This is a genomic window from Flavobacterium frigidum, from assembly GCF_048286795.2.
Window position 1 is genome coordinate 20,935 of the sequence record NZ_JBLVPT020000019.1, and the last position, 21,072, is coordinate 42,006.

The window sequence follows — 21,072 nt, forward strand, 5'->3', positions numbered from 1 at the left end:
TGTTATTAAAATTTATTGGCAAAGTTGATTGAATAGTTCTTTTGATCCGGGGAAATTTTTGGCGATTGCTAGATTCAGGTATTTACAAGAATTTGTTTTGTCTTGTATTTTGTGATAACAACCCGATAACAAATATTCTGTTTTTCCATCATTAAGATTTGGATCGTTAAGTATTCGTAATAGGTATGAAATAGCGGTTTTTGTATCGTTTAGACTATAGTGGCACACCGCAATATCCTGCAAGATTACTCTCTTTTCGGGATAAATTGCAAATTCTTTTTGATATAATTCTATAGCTTTTTTAAAATATCCTGCATCACCCATTTTTTTTGCTTCTATCATGTAGTTTGGGAGATTTTGACTTTTTACGGTATCCTTATTTATGTTCGTCGGAATATTTTGCATTTTTAATTCACCTTGAGTTTTAACTTTTAGCAAAGAATCTGTTGGATATAATGTTAAACCTTCTTTAAGGAATAATTGTATTTTAGTCGGACTGTAATTGGCCTTTTGTAGCGCATTAGCCGTTTTTATCCAATTCGCTGGCATACTTCGATAGGTTGTAAATAGCTTATGTATTTTTAAAATTTCGGTGGTATCTTTTTTCTTGGCAGCCATCAATAAGCCATCTAAGTAAAAATTTAGAGTTCTGGGACGTGCATAAAATGCCGTTTTGATTAAGGTGTAAGCTCGATCTTGGTTGTCTTTTGATTTTTCAATTTTGTGTAAATACCAATTGGAAACTCCATTATACGGATTTACCGTATTTGCCAGTTTAAAATATTTTTCGGCCACAATAAGGTCTTTTTCATTAAATGCTGCAACAGCCGCATGTTGATAAAAAGATTCGCCATAAATACCTATCTGTGCTATAGCTGGAAACTTACTGATTATCTCCGTCGAAGAAAGGGCAGGTTGATCATATTTGATTTTAAACTCAAGTTGCGATGCTTTAAATTCAGTGTATACGAAACCGATAACTAAAAGACTTAAAATAAGTAAACCCAATCCAATTTTTTTCGAGTTTGTATTCAACGTTCTTTTGTTGTTTACTTGTAAGTGAGTAAAAACAATCATGAATGCAAACGCTGTTTGCATAGTAGGTCTGTACAAAGGGAAATTAAAAAAGGCATCTATAAAATAACCCATTAAAAGCAAAAGTACGAGTAGAGCAAAGGTTTTATCTTTATCGGTTTTTTTAAAGATTGTCTTTGCGTTTGTGAAAAATAATAACAAAAAAAGACTCAAGTAAATGATTCCATTTAAAACCCCTGTTTCAGTTGCAATTTCTAAAAAATCATTGTGTGTATGCGACGATATGAAAGCTTCATCTATAATTTTTCTTTCATAAGGAATACTTTCAACTCTCCAATTCCCCAATCCAAAGCCTGTTACAGGATTTTTAGAAATCATTTCTGAAGCATTTTCCCAATAACTTAATCGCGCAGCAGCAGCAGCTTCTTTTACATCTGCAATTTGTAAAATACGAGTGTTAACAGACTCAAATCTACCAATATTGTCTCCTTGTTTAAACACTATATTGGCCAACACAATTGATAGTAACACCGGTAAAATAATATACGAGGTTGTATAAAAAGTTTTTTTTGAAAAGGAGTTGATTTTAAAGTAAGCAATAACAAATAATATAAGTTCAAAAAACAAACCTAAATATGCTGACCTTGAACTGATTAATACAACAATAAAAGTTGAAAGAAAAAAGGTGGTAATCAAAAACCATTTCTTCCAATTTTCATGTTTTAAAATCCCAATTATTAAAAAGGGGATCTTTATGTTTAAACTTGCCGCGAAAATGTTAACGTTTGCAGTATTTCCCTTTAATTCATTCAATGCATTGGTGATATTATCAAAATTTTTCAGAAAATTTCCCAATTGCGTTATACTTTGCAAGAAAACGCTTATCCCAATTAAAAACGCAATTTTCGGAAGTAGATATAATCGATCCCTAAAAAGAAGTATTAGGTTTACAATCATCAAAAAAACAACCAATATTTGAGAAAAACTGATAATGGAAAGCGATAAATTTTTGGCAAAAAATAAAGAACAGCCAGACAACACAATGAAAGTAAAGTAAATTATCTGAACAAGTCCTACCTGTGAAAAAAGCGGATAGTTGTAAAAGACCGCAATTTTGTTTTTAAAAAAGTATCCAAATGCGACAATGTTAACTATCGAAAGATAAAAAAACTGTGTGTTAATAATTTCAATACTATTGAAATGAGGCAAGAAATCGATCACCAAGTATAAAGCTAAAAAAAGCAATGCAATGAAATCACCATAAACGGTACTTGAAGAATTATCTAGTGAAGGATTTGATTGCTCAATCGGGTTTATTTTTTTCATAGTATTTTAAAAGACAGATGTTTTGCTAATTGTTTATTCAGCTGATGTTTTTTTACACATAAAAGCTAAATTTTTTTACAATTGAAGTTTTACTGTAGATGGAAATTTTTTTTGTCTGAATGGTTTATAATTTTCAAAAGTATAAATTTATCAATTGTTAAATAATTTTAATATTTAAAAACATACAAATTACATTTTTCTTTTTTTACTACTCTATTTTTATAATAATATTTAAACTCTCTCTATATTTGTACAAAATTAAACAAATAATGGAAAAAATATTTGATAATACGCAAGTTGCCTTTGCATTAAAAAGCGATACAGAACTCGATCGAGCTTATTTTCTTTTCAAAATGATAGCCAATCAGCCGTTAGTTCGTATTGGTACTGCTGTTACTAATTTTGCACTGAAAGCGAATCTTCCCGTTGAAGGTTTGATACGTGCGACAGTTTTTGATCACTTTTGTGGTGGTGTAAATGAAGTAGATTGTCTATCTGTTGTAGATAAAATGTATACCAAAGGCGTTTCTTCAGTTTTGGATTATTCTGTGGAAGGAAAAGAAGAAGAAGAGCAGTTCGATGCTGCCTTAGAAATGACTTTAAAAACTATTGAATTTGCCAAAGAGCGGATGGCTATTCCTTTTGCAGTCTTTAAACCAACAGGTTTTGGTCGTTTTGAGCTGTATGAAAAATTAGGAGAAAAACAAATCTTAACCACTGATGAGCAAGCAGAATGGGATAGAGTAGTGGTTCGGTTTGATTTAGTTTGCAAAGAGGCACATTCAAAAAATGTAGCCTTGTTGATTGATGGTGAGGAAAGCTGGATGCAAGACGCTGCTGATGAATTAGTTACTGAAATGATGCGCCGATACAATAAAGAAAAAGCCATTGTTTTCAACACGTTGCAAATGTACCGTTGGGATCGTATGGATTACCTAAAAAAAATACATCAGAAAGCCAAAAAAGAGGGATTCTTCATCGGAATGAAATTAGTTCGCGGCGCTTATATGGAAAAAGAGAATGTTCGTGCCGAAGAAAAAGGCTATCCATCACCTATATGTGCGTCTAAAGAAGCTACAGATGAAAATTATGATGCAGCAGTGCATTACATGATCGAGCATCTAGATATGATGTCTATTTTTGCAGGAACACATAATGAGTTAAGTACGTATACGTTGATGGAATTAATGCAAAATAAAGGTATTAAAACTAGCGATGATCGAATATGGTTTGGTCAATTGTATGGTATGAGTGATAATATTAGCTATAATCTGGCCGATCATGGTTATAATGTTTCAAAATATTTGCCATTTGGACCAGTCAAGGATGTAATGCCATACTTAATTCGACGTGCCGAAGAAAACACTTCTGTTGCGGGTCAAACGAGTCGCGAATTATCAATGATCAAAGCAGAGCGCAGCCGCAGAAAAGGAAAGTGATCAGTGTTCAGTTTTTAGTATTCAGCAACATTTAAGTCCAAAAAAAACTCCATTCAATAAACTAAATGGAGTTTTTTTAGGTCAAATAAATCATGAAATTTAAGAGTTGCTGAATTGTAGATTGCTCAAATTTTTATAAATACCATTTTCTAGCGTAATTAATTCTTGATGTGTTCCTTGTTCTGAAATTTTTCCATTGTCTAAAACTAAGATTTGATCGGCACTGCGAATGGTAGATAAACGGTGAGCAATAATAATACTAGTTCTCCCTTCCATCAAAATTTCTAAAGCCTCTTGTACTAACTTTTCACTTTCACTATCTAGGGATGAAGTGGCTTCGTCCAGAATTAAAATGCTAGGGTTTTTTAGTAAGGCTCTGGCTATAGCAATTCGTTGTCGCTGACCACCAGATAATTTTATCCCTCTCTCTCCAACTATAGTTTCAAATTTTTCAGGAAAGCTTTCGATAAAATTGTACGCATTAGCTTGTTTTGAAGCGGTTAGAATTTCTTCTTCAGTAGCATTAGGTTTTCCGTATGCTATGTTTTCTCTTATTGTTCCACCAAATAAAATTACATCTTGCGGAACAATACTCATGTTCCCACGAAGATTTTCTAGATCAAAATCATAAATATTTTTCCCATCGACGAGTATTTCTCCTTCATCAATATTATAAAAACGCAATAGGAGTGAAGCAATGGTCGACTTTCCCGTTCCACTAGGACCCACAATGGCTATTTTTTGACCAAAACTAGCAGTAAAGCTTACGTTTTTTAGTACTTTGATTTCTTTTCTGGAAGGATAACTAAACGCTACATTATTAAAAGTTACGTTTCCTTTAATTTTCTCTATTGTAGCAAGATCTCGATTAGAATTAATTTTTTCGGGCGTTTCACCTAACAACTCAAAAACTCTTTCTGTTGCGCCAATCGCTTTCTGGATTTGGGCGTAAAGCTCAGCAATTCCTCCAAATGAAGCTCCCACAAAAGTAGAATATAAAACAAATGAAATGAGTTGTCCAACACTCATTTCGCCACTAATACTCAATTGTACACCATACCAAACAACTGCCACAATAGCTCCAAAGAGACAAAAGATTATGAATGAAGCAAAGTAACCACGGTATTTTCCACCTTTGATAGCAATTGTAACTACTTCTTTTATTTTTCCATTGTATCGAGCAATTTCATACCATTCATTGGCAAAAGCCTTAACAATACTAATACCTTGCATTGTTTCCTCTACAACTACTTGGCTTTCGGCTACTTTATCTTGAACATTTTTCGAATATTTTCTTATAAATCGTCCAAAAATAACGGCTGCAACAGCCACAAGTGGCACAACGGAAAGCATTAATAAAGTCAATTTAATACTTTCGTTTGCTAATAAAATAACGCCACCTACAATTAAAATAAATTGTCGTAAAAATTCCGCTATAGTAGAGGTAAGTGTATCCTGAATTTGAGTAATGTCTGAACTAATTCGGCTATTTAATTCTCCCACTCGTTTTTGCGAAAAGAATGACATGGGTAGTTTTACTAAATTGCTATACAGTGACACTCTGAGATTGGCTAAGGTATTTTCTGTAAAATTGACAAATAAAGACAATCTAAAAAAAGAAAAAATCGATTGTAGAAATAAGATTACGATTAAACCACCAGCAATCATATTGGCTTGTGTATTATCTTTATTTTTGACACAATCAATAAGCATTCCCATTAATTTAGGAAAAGCAAGAGCTGTTGCACCAGTGAACAGTAAAAAGATCAAACCTACATAAAATTTCCAACGGTGGTTTCCTGCATATTCAAATATAACCGTTGCTTTTTGTAGTGAAGTTGCAGTAATTTTTGATTTTGGTAAATCGTTTTCTTTAAATCTGGCCATTATTTTTTGTTTATTACGCAAATGTAAGACTATAACGAATCATTACAAAAAAATAAGAGTGTTTGATTTTTGTGGTAAAACCTTATGAGTGAGTGCAAAAGATAAAAGGGATGATTTTTTATTTATTTATTTTAAAATTATGCTTGCAGATCCCAATTCTAGCAGTATATTTGCACTCGCAATACGGATTTAAAATTCCTTAATTGTTTAGGGCGATTAGCTCAGCTGGTTCAGAGCACCTCGTTTACACCGAGGGGGTCGGGGGTTCGAACCCCTCATCGCCCACAAGTTTAATAACAAATGGTTTCAAAACCCTATAGATCTTATGATTTATAGGGTTTTTTCTTTTGAACATATATTTAATTATTGTTTTAATACGAGATTAGTAATTAACTTAAAAAGTTTATATCATCCAAGAAGATAACCAAATTTTGCTAAAAGCTAATTTGTCATACTCCAATGCAACGTTAAAATACTTTAATGTAATAAACCTGTTATAATATAGACATCTTAAATCATACCATAGCTCTTGAAATAATAACAAAAATTTAGGTGGCAAAATAATTTGTATTTTATAATTTTTAAATACTTTTGCAACCTTAACTTAATTAACTAATTAATAATGAAAAAAATAATTTTATTACTTTCTGCTGCTGTTGTTTTAATTTCTTGTAGCAAAGTTGGCAAAGATGAATATATCATTTCAGGGACTGCAACAGGTATTGAAAATGGTAAAACAATTATTCTTGAAACTCAAGATGCAACCGGAATGATGTTGCCAAAAGATACTGTAAAAGTAGAAAATGGAAAATTTGAAATGAAAGGAAAAATCACTGAACCTTCATTTTATACCATACAATTAGAAGGAGCGCAAGCTAAAATCCCTTTTATCTTAGAAAATGGAGAAGTAACTATTGCTATCAATAAAGATAGTATTCAAAAATCTAAAGTTTCAGGAACTTATAACAATGATGAATATGTAGCTTTTAATGAAGAAATTACTAAAGTTCAAAAGAAACTTATGGATTTTCAAAGCAAAAATATGAAAGCTATGGAAACTGCTCAACAAACTAAAGATACTGTTGTAATCAATAAGTTGATGTCAGAATTCACAAAAATTCAACAAGAAGTAGGTGAAGCATCCAAGGCAAAATATGTTACTTATGCTGAAACTCATCCAAAAGCTTTTATTTCAGCTTTGATCATTCAAGGTATGTTAAATGATGCAACGGCAGACGTTGCTAAATCTGAAAAATTATACAATAGTTTGGAAGAATCATTGAAAAAAACTAAACCTGGAATCGCTATTAAAACTAAGTTAGCTGAATTGAAAATGCCGGCTGTAGGAGCTGCTCCAGTTCCAGCAGCACCAGCTGTTGAAGCTAAATGAAGAACAGATTTTTCAGGTCCTAATCCGCAAGGTAAAGTAATATCTTTGAAAGAAAATTTAGGAAAAGTTACTATAGTTGATTTTTGGGCCTCATGGTGTGGACCTTGTCGCCAAGAAAATCCAAACGTAGTAGCAATTCATAAAGAATTGCATAGCCAGGGGCTTAATATAATTGGTGTTTCGTTAGATAAAGATGCCAAAGCTTGGAAAGATGCAATTGCAAAAGACAAGTTGACTTGGAGTCATGTTTCAAATTTAAAATTTTGGGATGAGCCTATAGCTATTCAATATAAAGTAGAATCGATACCCGCTACATTTATTCTTGATGCCTCAGGAAACATTGTAGCAAAAGATTTAAGAGGTCCTGCACTAAGAGCAAAAGTCTTAGAACTTTTAGCAAAATAAGTGTAATTATTCTTTTAAAATAAAAAATCTCCCTAATGGAGATTTTTTATTTTATTCAATACCAATACATTAAAAATAATAGTAAAATTAAGTGCAATTTTAGTTTGGAAACTTCAAAACTGTTTCTATATTTGCACCCGGTTAGCACGATAAGCAATGCTTGTTGAGACTTGGGGAGATACTCAAGCGGCCAACGAGGGCAGACTGTAAATCTGCTGTGTAAACTTCGCAGGTTCGAATCCTGCTCTCCCCACTAAAACGTTTCAAGCAATTGAAACGTTTTTTTTATTTACTCTAATTAATACTTTCATCAATTTATATTTAGATTGTAAAAAAAATCCAATCTCATTTTTTATCTGAGATTGGATTTTCTAATCTATAATTTTTAGCTTCTTTATTCTAAAATAAAACTTACCGTTACATTTGCGGTTATGTTTATTTCCCCAGCTGCCAGTGTCTCCCTTGGTTGTGCTGTATCACTACTTTCCATGCTTTTCATTGTAGCATAAACGGGTTGCGGATAATACGTTTGTGAATTATCTGAAATAGTCATCGCACGCCCTACTTTTTGACCTAAAACCGAAACATAATCTTCGGCTTTCATTTTTGCTTCTTTCATTGCTAATTTTCTAGCCTCGGATTGATATTGTGCTAGTTTTGAAGATTGAAAAGTTACGGCATCAATTCTGTTAATTCCTTGGTCAACCAATCCTTCCATCAATTCATCATATTTTGATAAATCTCTTAATAGAATTTCGATTGTTTGGGTAGCATTGTAATTGTGTTTCTTTTTTTCATAATCGTATTGTGGATTCAATGAAACGCGCTGTGTTTTATAATCCGCAGGAGCTACGTTCATTTTTTTAATGAATTTTAAGACCGCGTCAATCTTTTCGTCATTTTGTTTTTTTACATCTTTTGCGTTATTCCCTTTGGTTTCAACCGTAACCGTTATAGTGGCTTGATCTGGAATAACTTTTACTTTTCCTTCTCCACTTACATTTATTTGAGGAACTTGTTTTACTTCTTGTCCATAAGACATTGAAATAAATAAAATAGACAGAATCAATAGTGCTTTTTTCATTTTTGAGGGATTTATTTGTTTGTACTAATTTCTTTTCAAAAGTTGTGCCACTATAGTTTTCCTAACTTTTCCATTATAAAAAGAATAACTATTGGAATGGCCAATAATAGCACCATTAACGTATGATCTACTAACAATGTAGGTTCTTTGAGCAATGTAATCAAATAACCGCCTATAGCGCCTCCAAAATGGGCTGTGTGACCAATATTATCGTTTTTGGCCTTCATCCCATAGATAGAATACAACAGATACAAGATTCCGAAAATGTAGGCAGGCATGGGTATAACAAAAAAGATACCTAACATCATATCTGGCTGAAGTAATATGGCCGAATATAAAACACCCGTTACAGCACCTGATGCTCCTACGGCTCTATATCCATAATCGTCTTTGTGAAAAAACATGGTTAACAAACTTCCAAAAATTAGACTCCCAAAATAGATCATTAAAAAGGAAAAATCGCCTAAATAACTGATAACAACGGGAGCAAAAAACCAAAGCGTTAACATATTAAAAATCAAATGGGTCATGTCAGCATGCAAAAAACCAGAAGATAGCATCCTGATTTGTTCACCACTGCGAATGCTCCCTACATGAAACTCATATTTTCTAAAAAACGAAATATCATTAAACCCTTTGTAACTAAGTAAAACATTTACAACAATTAGTGCTATTAATACGGTATTCATAAAGTGTATGTATTGTGAAATGTAAAGATAGTCATTCTAAAATAGTGATTCATACCCTATCAAAATTTATAGCGTCTATATTTTTGGACTATATTTGCAATAAAAGTAACGGCATGCAATTTCTTATTTATATCTTAACTTTTCCCTTTTTATGGGTGGTTTCCATTCTTCCTTTTAGGATCTTTTACTGGTTTTCGGACTTTATTTATATTATAGTTTACTACATTATTGGCTATCGGAAAAAAATTGTCAAAGCAAATTTAGTATTAGCATTACCTCACCTTACCGACAAAGAACGTTTAATCATCGAAAAAAAATCGTACCATCACATGTGCGATATGTTTCTGGAAATGATTAAAACTATGACTATTTCTGCAGCTGAAATGAATAGAAGGTTTGTCGTAACCAACATTGAATTGGTAAAAGAATATGAAGCTAAAGGAAAAAGTACTGTTTTACTAGCTTCTCATTATGCAAGTTGGGAGTGGTTGTTGTCACTTAATGAAAAAACAAGTTTTAAGGGAATTGGCGTTTATAAAAAAATTGCCAATACTTATTTTGATAAATTAATTCGAGATATTCGATCTAAATATAATGCTGAGCTAGTAGAAACAAAAAATACAATCCCGTTAATCGCCGAAAACCAAAAAAAAGGAATTTTAAGCATGTATGGATTAGCCAGCGATCAATCTCCAAAATTGAACAGAGCTTTCCATTGGGATTCCTTTATGGGAATAGAAGTACCCGTTCATACCGGTGCAGAAATGCTAGCTAAAAAATACGATTTGAATGTGCTTTTTGTTAAAGTAAAGAAATTAAAAAGAGGATTTTACGAAGCTACTTTTATTCCAATTACAGATAATCCTCGGTCGATTCCCGATTTTGGAATTACCAGTATTTTTTTACGAGAAGTAGAAAAACAAATTATCGAGGCACCTGAATATTATTTCTGGACGCACAAAAGATGGAAACACAAGAAATAGTGTTAAGTTACAATGATTAATTATTAATTAATCAGCTTAGTTTAATTTTAAAGTAAAATTAGACTTTATTCGTTCAATGCAATTAATTCTAAATCATTCATAGAAATGGGTTTAGATAAGTATCCCACGATGTCTGAGTAGGTTTTAGATTTTTTTTTGTCCTCGGCAGCAATTGAAGAACTTACAATGTAAACGATTATTTTTTTATTAAATTCTGATTTTATCAAGCTCATTTCCTCCATAAATTCCCAACCATCCATAATTGGCATGTTGATATCCAACAGAATGATATCTGGAATTTTTTCGTTCGTGTCTGTTGTTTTTCTTATAATAATGTGCAACGCATCTATTGCGAGTTTGCCGTTTACAAATGAGTTTACAGTAGAAAACAGCTCCGATCGTTGGATAATTTTATTGGCTAAAATTTGATAAATGGCATCATCATCAATTACCCAAATTGATTTTTTTGTCATTGAATGTAAATTTTAAATGTTGTGCCTACATTAGGTTCGCTCTCTACTGTTATATTTCCACCCATGGCAACAATTTGATTTTTGGTAATAAACAATCCTATACCTTTTGAATCGATGTGATTCCCAAATGTTTTATACATACCAAAAATTTTATCTGCATTCTTTACCAAGTCAATTCCAACACCATTATCAGAAATCTGCAGGATTTTATTTTCAGAATCAATTATCCATTGAATATGAATTATGGGTTTTCGATCTGGATGGCTATATCGAATCGAATTTGAAATGATGTTATACAAAATACTTTCTAAATAAGCTGGATTATAATTAATTATAACGTTTTCTGGCATGCTCGTCACAAAAGAAACCTCTTTTGCATTTACTTGTTCAGACAGTACTTTTTGTGCTGTTTCTAAATAATAATTTAGGTTTAAAGGTTCTGATACCAAACCAATATTAGTCCTAATTGTAATAACTTCATTGAGATGGATCATCGTTTCACTCAAAGAATTAGAAACAGATTTTAATAATTGAATCATTTCATTTTTTTCTTCCTCGGAATCAGACGATTCAAGTAATTCCATGATCGAGGCAATATTACTGGTATGGGATCTTAAATTATGAGAGACAATATAGGAGAAGTTCAACAATCTTTTATTTTGCTCGGTAACTAAATTAAAAGAATCATTTAATTTTTTTTCAGATTCTTTAGTTGCCGACACATCAATCATAATACCACGTAAACTAATTGCTTGTCCGTTTTCAGAAATTACGTTTACGATATCTCTTAACCAAACTACTTTTCCATTTTTGGCAATCATTCGGTATTCGAAATCATGATTTGAGTTTTCATTAACTTTTAAGGTACAATATTCAATAGTCCATTTTTTGTCATCTGGATGAATATGATCTACCCAAAACGTTTCATTTTGTACCCATTCTTCAGCAGAATATCCCAATATTTTTTCAACTTTTTTACTGATAAAATTAAAAGAAAAGGTTTTGGCGTCACACTCCCATACAATTCCATCAATGGTATTTATCAAAGATTCGATTCGTTGTTGAGATTTAAGAATTATGTTTTCAGATGATTTACGATCTGTAATGTCTTCTGTGGAAATAATAATTCTTTGCAACGATTTTTCATATCCACGAATAACATTCCATCTTACATTAACATCCCGGTATTCACCGTCAGTATTTTTCATTTTGGAGTCCATAACCAGTTGATTTTCTCCTTGGGTAATAGCTATTATCTGCTTAATAAAACCTTCAGCAATACTATTTTCGGGTATTTGAGATAGGGCCGCATTAATCAATTCCTCTTTGTGTTTAACCTTATGAAGGTTCATGCACATTGTATTTGCATCAATAAGTTTAACTAAATGAAAACATTCAAAAACTACTTCAGGATGCGTTTTCAAATAATGAGAAACAGCATCTTTATTTTCATTCATAAGATTTAACTTTTCTAGATATTTTTTAACTTTTGAAAAATCAGTTTCCCACATAGGAATTGGGGAGTCATCGAATAAACTTTTAAATCGAGTTTCACTCTTCTTGATTAAATGCTCCGCTTCTTTTTTTAACGTAATATCTTCGACAATAGAGATGAGAGATGTCAATTTTTCGCCTTTTTTAAATAGGGCTGATACGGATAGATATACCCAAATAATAGTTCCAGATTTAGTAAAATATCTTTTTTCTAAGTTATATTCTTTTATTTCCCCACTTACCAGTTTTTTTAAACTTAATAAATCGATACCTAAATCATCTGGATGAGTTATGGATTGAAAATTTTTATCCTTCATTTCCTGCTGAGAATATCCTAATAATCTGCAAAACTGATTATTAATTTCAATAAAATTACCTGTAACAGAATCAACATGTGCTATTCCTACTGCGGCCTGATCAAAAATAGCTTCAAATTTTATTTCAGAATTTAAAAGTTTTGTAGCTTGTACATCCACCAAAGATTGAAGTTCTTCTGGTATTTTTAGTAATTTATAAATTAAAAAGCCAAAAAGGGCTGCAAAAATAACTCCTATAATACCAGGTAATATAATGGGTGTGTATAAAAAATTGTTATGTTTTGAAATTAAATATAATTTCCAGTCTCCGTCTGGAATAGACGTGGAAATATTGTATTTATTTGAAAAATCACTTTTATTTGGGAGGTAAAAAATTTCTTTTTTGGTTGCTAAATTTTCCTTTGAAAACTGAAAATAATATTTAGAGTTGTCAACAGTAGTAATTCCAGAATATTTTAACAGATCATCAAATTTTATGATAACTGCCGAAAATCCCCAGAATTTGTCATTTATAAAAATAGGAAATCTGCCCACGATACCTGTTCCACCTTGTTTTAGATTCAAGGGACCTGCAAAATACATTTTTTTTAAAGTTACAGATTTTACAGCCTCTGCTTTGAGATGCGGGGCTGTTAATATATTGAGATTTAATGCTGCTTCATTATTTTTAAAAGGGTAGATGTATTTAATAATTCCCTGTGGAACTAGTTGTACTGCACTAATAACATTATTAGTTTCTAAAAGTTTTTTTCCAACATAATCAAAATTTTCAGGAATCCCTTTATCATTAATGGTTAATGCTAAGGTTAAAGTTGTTGTGTAACAGTTTTTTAGAGATTGTTCAAGATTTTGATTGACAATTTTTAGGATATTGCTCATTTCTTGTTGCTCATCTTCCTTTACAAGTTGGTATTGTTGCACAACAATAAATCCTGCAATATAACTAAGGAATAAAAAAGTGATAAAACCAGTTGTTTTGGGTCTATTCAAGAACCAAATTATAAATTCAGGGTATTTTTTATTATCCATTTGATGCATTTACAAAATAGTGGAATCTGAAATTTTAATTATTTAAATATAACAAAAATAATTTAATAGCATAATTTTTTTAATAAATGGGGTGCTAATTGAATTTAGAAATGTAAAAACACCATTGATAATTGATTAGTAGAGATTTTATCTTATACAGACAGTATTGCTTGCTCTAGGAAAAAATGATTTAAAAAAAACTAAAATCAACACTATTTAGCATTTTATATTTTCAATTTTATAATTGTAAAAACTCAATACCTAAAAATTAATTGAATTTCAATAATTAAGCCGAACTTTGCAGTTAATATTAAATCAGACAAATGATTTGAGTAATAAAACATTTCATGGGAAGAAATAACGAAAAAAACATAAAAAAGCACAACGATAAATTACACAAAGCGCAGGATAAAGTAAAGCTAGCCGAAATGTTACGAAAAGAGAAACTAAAACAGATTTCTATAAAGTTCAATCAAAGTAAAACATCTGAAAATAACATATAATGAATATAACGAAATTTGATACTCTTAAAAAAGGAATTCAAGAAATAATTGATTTAATTGCTTGTAAAGATGGCAAGGAGGCTATTAATAAGTTAGTAGATGTTAGTGAAGGATTAGATGAATTACTGGACTTTTCAGAGGAAGATGAGGAATTAATAGAAATCAGTAAATATCAAGTACTTTTAAATCAATTGCAGCAAAAGATAATTGCCCTTGGTGTGCAATAATAATACGAAATGTTGATATGTTTTTAATGTTATGACAAATACAAAATGCCATTGCTGTTCATCAAAAAGCTTTGTTACATGTTGTGAGCCCTTGCTTAATGGTAACAAAATAGCTGCAACAGCAATAGACTTGATGCGGTCTCGATATTCAGCTTATGTCCTGCAGCACGTTGATTATTTGATAGCAACTACACACCGTTCTGAAAGAGATAACTATTCAAGAGAAGAACTTTTAAATTGGGCCATCAGTAATACGTGGCTCCAACTAGAAATCATTGACTTTATAGAAAACAAAGTCGAATTTAAAGCGTATTTTCTAGATGATCAAAATCAGAAGCAAATTCACCATGAACTTTCAACTTTTATTTTTGAAAATGGAAGTTGGTTTTACAGTGATGGAGAATTTTTCTAGACGGCGAACAGTATTCAATAAAAAAAATTAGAAAAAGTTTTATACCTTCTTAAACCTTTGTGATAATAGTGTTTTGAAGATCCAAATAATTTTCGAATGATTTTTGGATAAAGCTTTTAACTAAAAATTAATATTCGTTTGTCAAGAGTTTTTTTGTAAAAGGCTTAATTTTAACAATTATGAAAAACGACTCTAAAAAAGGATTTTATTTCAAGCAATACGAAGCGCCTTTTCAATCTCCGTTTGATAAACTCTTTGGTATTTTCAAGGAATTAATCACGCATACTTCAGGAGATTTTGATGAAGCCATAGACTGGTTGCGAGAATTGGATACTGAATACAAGCTGACAGATGAGCACTACACCATCGATGATTTTATAGAAGATTTAAAGAAAAAAGGATACATCAGAGACGAACTTAAGGAAGATGGAACCTCTGGCATTGGAATCACTGCCAAGACGGAACGTGCCATTAGGCAACAGGCATTAGATACCATTTTTGGAAATTTAAAACGTTCAGGAAGTGGCAATCATAAAACCAAACATGCCGGCAATGGCGATGAGCATACAGGCGAGTTCAGGGAATTTCATTTTGGAGACGGACTCGAACGGATTTCTTTGACTGAAAGTTTGCGAAACGCACAAATCAATAATGGAGTGGCCGATTTTATGCTAACCGAAAATGATTTGGTTGTAGAGGAAACGCAGTTTAAATCCCAAATGAGTACTGTGTTGATGATTGATATCAGCCATAGTATGATTTTGTACGGCGAAGATAGAATTACACCTGCCAAAAAAGTAGCCATGGCTCTAGCGGAGTTAATTACAACGCGCTACCCAAAAGACACTTTAGATATTTTGGTTTTTGGTAATGATGCCTGGACAATTGCAATTCGAGATTTACCATATTTAAAAGTAGGGCCTTACCATACCAATACGGTTGCCGGTTTGCAACTAGCAATGGATATTTTGCGACGCAAACGAAATACCAACAAACAGATTTTTATGATAACTGATGGGAAACCAAGTTGTGTGCGCGAGAAAGATGGTTCGTATTACATGAACAGTAACGGTCTTGACGAATACATTGTAGATAAATGTTATAACCAAGCGCAACAAGCCCGGAAATTACACATTCCCATCACCACTTTTATGATTGCTAATGACCCGTATTTGCAAAAATTTGTCAATAAATTCACGGAGTCCAACCAAGGGAAAGCTTTTTATACGGGCTTAAAAGGATTGGGTGAAATGATTTTTGAGGATTATGAAACCAACCGTAAAAAAAGAATAAAATAGTTTTGGGCGTTACCACAAGGGTCGGGCTCATTCGCTCTATCTTTTGTTTCGCTATCGCTGCACAAAAGGATGCCACTTTTATCCCTAACGCAAACCCTAATAATAGATCAATTTCAATATCAATTTCAATTAAAAATAAATGAATACCATAAAAACTTTAGGCGAATTAAAAAAATCAGGTTATGTAAGCAAAAGTATAAAAGACGAATTGCGATCTAACCTTAGAGAAAAAATAAAAACAGGAAAACCAACATTTGAAGGCGTACATGGTTTTGAAAACACGGTTATTCCAGAACTGGAACGAGCGATTCTATCCCGTCACAACATCAATTTATTGGGGCTTCGTGGTCAAGCCAAAACGAGATTGGCTAGAAAGATGATCGAATTATTGGATGAATACATTCCGTTTGTGATGGGTTCCGAGATAAATGATGATCCCTTGCAACCCATTTCTCGTTTTGCTAAGGATATCATTGAGGCCAAAGGCGATGAAACTCCAATATCTTGGTTGCATAGAAGCGAACGTTTTTTTGAAAAACTAGCCACACCAGACGTAACCGTAGCTGACTTGATTGGGGATGTAGATCCTATCAAAGCGGCCAATTTAAAACTTTCTTACGCAGATGATCGAGTGATTCATTTTGGGATGATTCCAAGAGCTAATCGTTGTATTTTTGTAATTAATGAATTACCTGATTTACAAGCTAGAATTCAAGTAGCATTGTTCAACATCTTGCAAGAAGGCGACATACAAATTCGAGGTTTTAAACTAAGAATGCCATTGGATATGCAATTTGTATTTACCGCAAATCCAGAAGATTATACCAATCGTGGTAGTATTGTAACGCCGCTAAAAGATAGAATAGGATCCCAAATCCTAACACATTACCCAGATACGATTAAAATAGCTCGTACCATTACAGAGCAGGAAGCAAAACTAGACTTGAGTCAAAGTGATATGGTTTATGTGCCTTCATTAGCGAGAGATTTGTTGGAACAAATTAGTTTTGAAGCACGCGAAAGTGAATATATCGATAACAAAAGTGGCGTAAGTGCCCGATTAAGTATTACTGCTTTTGAAAATTTATTAAGCACTGCAGAAAGAAGGGCTTTGAAGTCCGGAGCTGACAAAACAACGTTACGTTTATCTGATTTTATGGGAATTATTCCAGCAATAACAGGAAAAGTCGAATTGGTTTACGAAGGAGAGCAAGAGGGAGCAGCTGCAGTGGCACAACACTTATTAGGTGATGCAATTCATACTTTTTTTCCAGCTTATTTTCCAAAAATTGAAAAACTAGAGAAAGAAGGTCAAAAAACGGCCTACACAGATATCATAGAATGGTTTTTTGTTGAAAGTGGTTTCGAATTAGTAGACGATTGCTCTGATGAAGAATATGAAAGAATCCTGAGCAGCATAGTTCCTCTTGAGGTTTTGATTAAAAAATACCAACCACAACTTAAAAATGAAGATAAGTTATTTATGAAAGAATTTATTCTTTGGGGGTTGGTCGAATATAAAAAACTAAGTAAAGACCGTTTTTCTGAAGGGTATCAGTTCAAAGATATCTATGGTAGCTTCATTAGTAAGCTCTAGCAATATCAATTTAATTCTAAAAGTCATTTAAGAAATTGCTACTTAGTAATTTCTTAAATGGCTTTTAAATTTTAAGTAGCATTTTTTTTGATTCCGAGGAAAATACATTTCGAAGTAATTAGAATCATTAAATTTTTTCAGTAACAAATTGTATGGAAATAATTTAAAATAATGACACTTTAACCGCATCTGAGAATTTTACCCAAATAATTAGAAATCCATTATACTTTTAAATCTAAATAGCATTTCGAGTGTAATTGAGAAGTTTTTACTGAAAATTTGAGATCTAATTTTTTTTTTGAATAGCCAAGTTATAACTATCACACTTCGAGCGCAGTCGTGATAAACTAGACCGCATAAAATGAAAAAACAAGAATACGCAATAGTAGATATTGAGACCACAGGTGGAAATGCGAGTCACAGCCGAATTACTGAAATTGCTATTATTATTCATGATGGAAAAAATATAATTCACCGGTGGGAAACATTGGTTAACCCACAAAAAGAAATACCACCCGCCATTTTTGCATTAACAGGTATTACCAATGAAATGGTTAAAGATGCACCACTATTTGATTTTATATCAGATCAAGTTTTTGAACTTTTATCAGATCGTGTATTTGTGGCACATAATGTCAATTTTGACTACTCTTTTGTTCGTCACGAACTGGAACGAGCTGGTTTAAAATGGACAGCTAAAAAGCTGTGTACTGTTAGAGCAGCAAGAAAAATTAAACCGGGATTACCATCTTATAGTTTGGGTAGACTTTGCAGTGCCTTAGAAATAAATCTCGATAACCGCCATCGTGCGGGAGGAGATGTTGATGCAACTACAATTTTATTTTCGCGATTACTAGAATGGGATATTGACAAAGTAATAGATGGAATGATAAAGAAAACATCTCAAGATCAGCGCTTGCCCCCTAATTTACCTCGTGAAGATTTTGATCAACTGCCTGATAAACCAGGCGTATATTATTTTTACGATGAGCACAAAAAAGTAATATATATTGGAAAAGCTGTAAGCATAAAAAAACGCGTAGCATCACATTTTGGAGGTCATAAAATCACACCGCAAAGACAACATTTTTTGCGTGATATCTACCATATTACTTACGAAATTTGCGGAACAGAATTAATGGCATTGTTGCTTGAGTGTAGTGAAATAAAGCAGTTATGGCCTATTCATAATAAATCTTTGAAGCGCTTTGAACCAAAATTCGGATTATTTGAATACGAAGCAAGGAATGGATATAGGTATCTAGCAGTTGGAAAATTAGCCAAAAATCAAAATTGCTTAGAAACATTTGATCATATTTACGGTGGTATAAATTTATTGCAAGAATTAGCACAAAAATTTGATATTGATAGTAGATTTTGTAAATATGGCGGTATGGCTGATGGAGTTTTTACAACTCAAGAAAATATAATTTCCTTACCTGATATGGATTTACACAATGATCAAATCCAAGTTGCTATTGATTTTTATTTGAATAGCAGAATCAGTTTTGCTATAATTGATAAAGGAAGAACTACTGACGAACGTAGTTGCATCTTGGTAGAAAAAGGACAATTTTATGGCATGGGCTATCTAGATTCTGATGCGATCATTACCGTTTCGAATCAAATAAAAGAGCATATTAAACCTTACAAAACAAATCAATATAGTACGCAATTGGTTTTAAATTCTGCCAAAAAATATCCTAGAAAGGTTATCATTTTTAATAAAGATGAAGATTCAATTATTTACGATTAATACTTGTTTTCGAATCTATGTATTACATTTTCTGTACTATTTCCCGATGCAGAAAGTAAGTTATGCTGAAAATCAATTAGTTATATTTAAGAGATACAAATAAGGTACAAAAAAGTAAAATATTAACGTTTGAAGCGTATTTTAAGTACTTTTCTAGGTAAATATTTTGATATTATATTTCCAAATAGTTCAACACAAATAAACCTCAACCGATTTACAGTATTATGAATCACAAAATCACAAGAGAATTTAAAATAAATTTGGAAAGAGAAACTAAAAAAAAGACCCCCCGCCCTTTATAAAAAGACTTTCGGTTTGAAAAGAAACACCCCAAAAATAGAGTATAACCCATACCCTCTAATTGTAAGTACAAATAATTAACCCTACTAAATAAATGAAAATTAAATACATAAGTTTTACAAAAGCATTAATAAAAAAGAGTAGTCGAAAAAAATATAATAAGTATTGACAACAATAAAAAAATAAAACTTTAAAATTAACACAGTGTCAATAAAATCAGATACTTACGCATTATTATTTAATCCTAGCCAACAACAAATGTTTGTAAGGTCGAATGAGCAAGTCAATTTATTATATTTGAATATTATATTAATAAGCCCCTGTGGAGGCAACCGACAACAAGCAGTTAGCATTTAAAAATATTAAGCATAAAATAACAATAATAATAACTAAAAAACAAAAACTATGTCTATACTAGTAGAAAGAACAACAGTAATTAAAGACAAAAACCTAACTGAATTAGAAGTATGGTTAATCGTAAAAGAATGGTACACACAAGGTAATTTTTACGATACTTTAAGATGTGAAGCTGGCTTTGAGCTTGAAGAAACTTGCTATGAGAATATTGCTTTATTATCTAAAAAATGAACAAAAAATAAAAAGCCTTTCAGAAATGAGAGACTTTTTTGTTTAAATGAAATTCGTTATAAATTATTTTTTGCATAAATTATATTTTTATAATCGTTTTTAGCGATTACACCTATTAAATCTTGAAAATCTACATATTCTGGCAAACTTTTTAACTCATCTATACTAAACTTAAAATCATAACTTCTTGTTGAAAACATACATATTGTATTTGTTTTAAAAATTATCCCCTCAAATTTATAATTATCAGTAAATTTTCTATGACCTATTGTTTTAAATAAATTAATCCCGCTTAACAGTTGTGCGTAAGAATAATTTAGAGCACTTTTTTGCATTGTTACAGGTTCAAATTTTTCGTCTCCACAATCATATTTACTTATGATAACAAGATATTTATTGTCAATATCTAACTTTACATTTTTATTTAATGCAGGTGTTTCGTTAAAATAGCCTACAAATTGCTCTCTAAAAAAATCATCCTCAAGCGTTCCATCTGCTTTTAAATAACTTTTTTGTCCATAACAAAAGCCAAAAATAAAAATAAACCCTAAAACTAAAATTACTTTTTTTAAATTTTTCATAGGTCTTTTTTAATTAATATAAATAAATCCTCGTTAAACTCTACAAATCAAAACTACTCAATTAAAAATCATTTCCATTACGGTTTCCCTCAAAGTACTTTTTATTTTTATTTATTCTAAATAATTTACAACCCTGTCCTTTTTGTCTTTTTTGTCCTTTTTTAGATTATGTTGCTGAATTTCAAGTAGATGTTATTTTGTATTTAAGACAAATTACTGTCCTTTTGTTGTCCTTTTGAAAATTAAGAAACAAATTTTG

The 21,072-nt window shown here is 31.7% G+C and carries 17 protein-coding genes, 2 tRNA genes and 1 pseudogene; 13 read left to right on the plus strand and 7 right to left on the minus strand.

The window, feature by feature from the left end:
• Positions 1-12: 12 nt before the first annotated feature.
• Entirely contained in the window at positions 13-2,361 is a 2,349-nt protein-coding gene (locus ACNQGB_RS14475) for an O-antigen ligase family protein (RefSeq protein WP_417944835.1), read from the minus strand.
• Between the two features lie 269 nt (positions 2,362-2,630).
• On the opposite strand from ACNQGB_RS14475, the gene ACNQGB_RS14480 reads away from it, so the two are divergent.
• Positions 2,631-3,800, plus strand: a complete 1,170-nt coding sequence (locus tag ACNQGB_RS14480; RefSeq protein ID WP_417944834.1) for a proline dehydrogenase family protein — start codon at positions 2,631-2,633, stop codon at positions 3,798-3,800.
• Between the two features lie 99 nt (positions 3,801-3,899).
• Here ACNQGB_RS14480 and ACNQGB_RS14485 read toward each other — a convergent pair whose 3' ends face one another.
• Positions 3,900-5,687, minus strand: a complete 1,788-nt coding sequence (locus ACNQGB_RS14485) for an ABC transporter ATP-binding protein (protein WP_417944832.1) — start codon at positions 5,685-5,687, stop codon at positions 3,900-3,902.
• A 210-nt stretch (positions 5,688-5,897) separates the two neighbouring features.
• Between ACNQGB_RS14485 and ACNQGB_RS14490 the strand changes: the two genes are divergently transcribed.
• The 4 genes and pseudogenes from ACNQGB_RS14490 to ACNQGB_RS14505 all read left to right on the plus strand — a co-directional run bounded on the left by ACNQGB_RS14490 (position 5,898) and on the right by ACNQGB_RS14505 (position 7,735).
• Positions 5,898-5,972: transfer RNA gene (locus tag ACNQGB_RS14490), tRNA-Val, on the plus strand.
• Positions 5,973-6,309: 337 nt separating this feature from the next.
• Positions 6,310-7,077 (plus strand): DUF4369 domain-containing protein, encoded by a 768-nt coding sequence (locus tag ACNQGB_RS14495; protein WP_417944830.1) that lies wholly within the window; start codon positions 6,310-6,312, stop codon positions 7,075-7,077.
• Between the two features lie 18 nt (positions 7,078-7,095).
• A pseudogene (locus ACNQGB_RS14500) lies at positions 7,096-7,482 on the plus strand (TlpA family protein disulfide reductase); the annotation flags it as partial.
• A gap of 172 nt (positions 7,483-7,654) precedes the next feature.
• Positions 7,655-7,735: transfer RNA gene (locus ACNQGB_RS14505), tRNA-Tyr, on the plus strand.
• 141 nt (positions 7,736-7,876) lie between these two features.
• Here the strand turns inward: ACNQGB_RS14505 and ACNQGB_RS14510 are convergent.
• Entirely contained in the window at positions 7,877-8,566 is a 690-nt protein-coding gene (locus ACNQGB_RS14510; protein ID WP_417944829.1) for an SIMPL domain-containing protein, read from the minus strand.
• Between the two features lie 50 nt (positions 8,567-8,616).
• Positions 8,617-9,255, minus strand: coding sequence for a rhomboid family intramembrane serine protease (locus ACNQGB_RS14515; RefSeq protein ID WP_417944828.1), 639 nt, complete (start codon positions 9,253-9,255; stop codon positions 8,617-8,619).
• Positions 9,256-9,368: 113 nt separating this feature from the next.
• On the opposite strand from ACNQGB_RS14515, the gene ACNQGB_RS14520 reads away from it, so the two are divergent.
• Positions 9,369-10,238 carry a lysophospholipid acyltransferase family protein gene (locus tag ACNQGB_RS14520; RefSeq protein ID WP_417944827.1) on the plus strand — a complete coding sequence of 290 codons (870 nt, stop codon included), beginning with the start codon at positions 9,369-9,371 and terminating at the stop codon, positions 10,236-10,238.
• Between the two features lie 65 nt (positions 10,239-10,303).
• Here the strand turns inward: ACNQGB_RS14520 and ACNQGB_RS14525 are convergent, their stop codons facing one another.
• Both ACNQGB_RS14525 and ACNQGB_RS14530 read right to left on the minus strand, forming a co-directional pair.
• A complete protein-coding gene (locus tag ACNQGB_RS14525) occupies positions 10,304-10,711 on the minus strand; it encodes a response regulator (RefSeq protein ID WP_417944826.1) in 408 nt (135 codons plus the stop codon).
• Positions 10,708-13,551, minus strand: a complete 2,844-nt coding sequence (locus ACNQGB_RS14530) for a PAS domain S-box protein (RefSeq protein WP_417944824.1) — start codon at positions 13,549-13,551, stop codon at positions 10,708-10,710. The genes ACNQGB_RS14525 and ACNQGB_RS14530 overlap by 4 nt, the downstream gene beginning before the upstream one ends.
• Before the next feature lie 347 nt (positions 13,552-13,898).
• Between ACNQGB_RS14530 and ACNQGB_RS14535 the strand changes: the two genes are divergently transcribed.
• The 7 genes from ACNQGB_RS14535 (at position 13,899) to ACNQGB_RS14565 (ending at position 20,232) form a co-directional block, all read left to right on the plus strand.
• Entirely contained in the window at positions 13,899-14,054 is a 156-nt protein-coding gene (locus tag ACNQGB_RS14535) for a hypothetical protein (protein ID WP_417944822.1), read from the plus strand.
• On the plus strand, positions 14,054-14,281 hold the full coding sequence (locus ACNQGB_RS14540; RefSeq protein ID WP_417944820.1) for a hypothetical protein: 228 nt from the start codon (positions 14,054-14,056) through the stop codon (positions 14,279-14,281). Before ACNQGB_RS14535 ends, ACNQGB_RS14540 begins: the two co-directional genes overlap by 1 nt.
• A 31-nt stretch (positions 14,282-14,312) precedes the next feature.
• The gene (locus ACNQGB_RS14545; RefSeq protein WP_417944818.1) at positions 14,313-14,693 is read left to right on the plus strand and encodes a YchJ family protein; all 381 of its coding nucleotides are present in this window, start codon (positions 14,313-14,315) and stop codon (positions 14,691-14,693) included.
• 179 nt (positions 14,694-14,872) lie between these two features.
• Positions 14,873-15,991: a vWA domain-containing protein gene (locus ACNQGB_RS14550; RefSeq protein WP_417944817.1), complete on the plus strand. Its 1,119-nt coding sequence runs from the start codon at positions 14,873-14,875 to the stop codon at positions 15,989-15,991.
• Between the two features lie 139 nt (positions 15,992-16,130).
• Positions 16,131-17,588, plus strand: a complete 1,458-nt coding sequence (locus ACNQGB_RS14555; protein ID WP_417944815.1) for a magnesium chelatase — start codon at positions 16,131-16,133, stop codon at positions 17,586-17,588.
• A gap of 361 nt (positions 17,589-17,949) precedes the next feature.
• Positions 17,950-19,344, plus strand: coding sequence for an exonuclease domain-containing protein (locus tag ACNQGB_RS14560; RefSeq protein WP_417944813.1), 1,395 nt, complete (start codon positions 17,950-17,952; stop codon positions 19,342-19,344).
• Positions 19,345-20,049: 705 nt separating this feature from the next.
• On the plus strand, positions 20,050-20,232 hold the full coding sequence (locus ACNQGB_RS14565) for a hypothetical protein (RefSeq protein WP_417944811.1): 183 nt from the start codon (positions 20,050-20,052) through the stop codon (positions 20,230-20,232).
• A 56-nt stretch (positions 20,233-20,288) separates the two neighbouring features.
• On the opposite strand, the gene ACNQGB_RS14570 is transcribed toward ACNQGB_RS14565, so the two are convergent.
• Positions 20,289-20,813 (minus strand): hypothetical protein, encoded by a 525-nt coding sequence (locus ACNQGB_RS14570; protein ID WP_417944809.1) that lies wholly within the window; start codon positions 20,811-20,813, stop codon positions 20,289-20,291.
• Between the last annotated feature and the right edge of the window lie 259 nt (positions 20,814-21,072).

Bases quoted from the DNA above. Each gene is read 5' to 3' on its own strand.
- ACNQGB_RS14475 (WP_417944835.1), bottom strand. From the start codon at position 2,361: ATGAAAAAAATAAACCCGATTGAGCAATCAAATCCTTCACTAGATAAT.
- ACNQGB_RS14480 (WP_417944834.1), top strand. From the start codon at position 2,631: ATGGAAAAAATATTTGATAATACGCAAGTTGCCTTTGCATTAAAAAGC.
- ACNQGB_RS14485 (WP_417944832.1), bottom strand. From the start codon at position 5,687: ATGGCCAGATTTAAAGAAAACGATTTACCAAAATCAAAAATTACTGCA.
- ACNQGB_RS14495 (WP_417944830.1), top strand. From the start codon at position 6,310: ATGAAAAAAATAATTTTATTACTTTCTGCTGCTGTTGTTTTAATTTCT.
- ACNQGB_RS14510 (WP_417944829.1), bottom strand. From the start codon at position 8,566: ATGAAAAAAGCACTATTGATTCTGTCTATTTTATTTATTTCAATGTCT.
- ACNQGB_RS14515 (WP_417944828.1), bottom strand. From the start codon at position 9,255: ATGAATACCGTATTAATAGCACTAATTGTTGTAAATGTTTTACTTAGT.
- ACNQGB_RS14520 (WP_417944827.1), top strand. From the start codon at position 9,369: ATGCAATTTCTTATTTATATCTTAACTTTTCCCTTTTTATGGGTGGTT.
- ACNQGB_RS14525 (WP_417944826.1), bottom strand. From the start codon at position 10,711: ATGACAAAAAAATCAATTTGGGTAATTGATGATGATGCCATTTATCAA.
- ACNQGB_RS14530 (WP_417944824.1), bottom strand. From the start codon at position 13,551: ATGGATAATAAAAAATACCCTGAATTTATAATTTGGTTCTTGAATAGA.
- ACNQGB_RS14535 (WP_417944822.1), top strand. From the start codon at position 13,899: ATGGGAAGAAATAACGAAAAAAACATAAAAAAGCACAACGATAAATTA.
- ACNQGB_RS14540 (WP_417944820.1), top strand. From the start codon at position 14,054: ATGAATATAACGAAATTTGATACTCTTAAAAAAGGAATTCAAGAAATA.
- ACNQGB_RS14545 (WP_417944818.1), top strand. From the start codon at position 14,313: ATGACAAATACAAAATGCCATTGCTGTTCATCAAAAAGCTTTGTTACA.
- ACNQGB_RS14550 (WP_417944817.1), top strand. From the start codon at position 14,873: ATGAAAAACGACTCTAAAAAAGGATTTTATTTCAAGCAATACGAAGCG.
- ACNQGB_RS14555 (WP_417944815.1), top strand. From the start codon at position 16,131: ATGAATACCATAAAAACTTTAGGCGAATTAAAAAAATCAGGTTATGTA.
- ACNQGB_RS14560 (WP_417944813.1), top strand. From the start codon at position 17,950: ATGAAAAAACAAGAATACGCAATAGTAGATATTGAGACCACAGGTGGA.
- ACNQGB_RS14565 (WP_417944811.1), top strand. From the start codon at position 20,050: ATGTCTATACTAGTAGAAAGAACAACAGTAATTAAAGACAAAAACCTA.
- ACNQGB_RS14570 (WP_417944809.1), bottom strand. From the start codon at position 20,813: ATGAAAAATTTAAAAAAAGTAATTTTAGTTTTAGGGTTTATTTTTATT.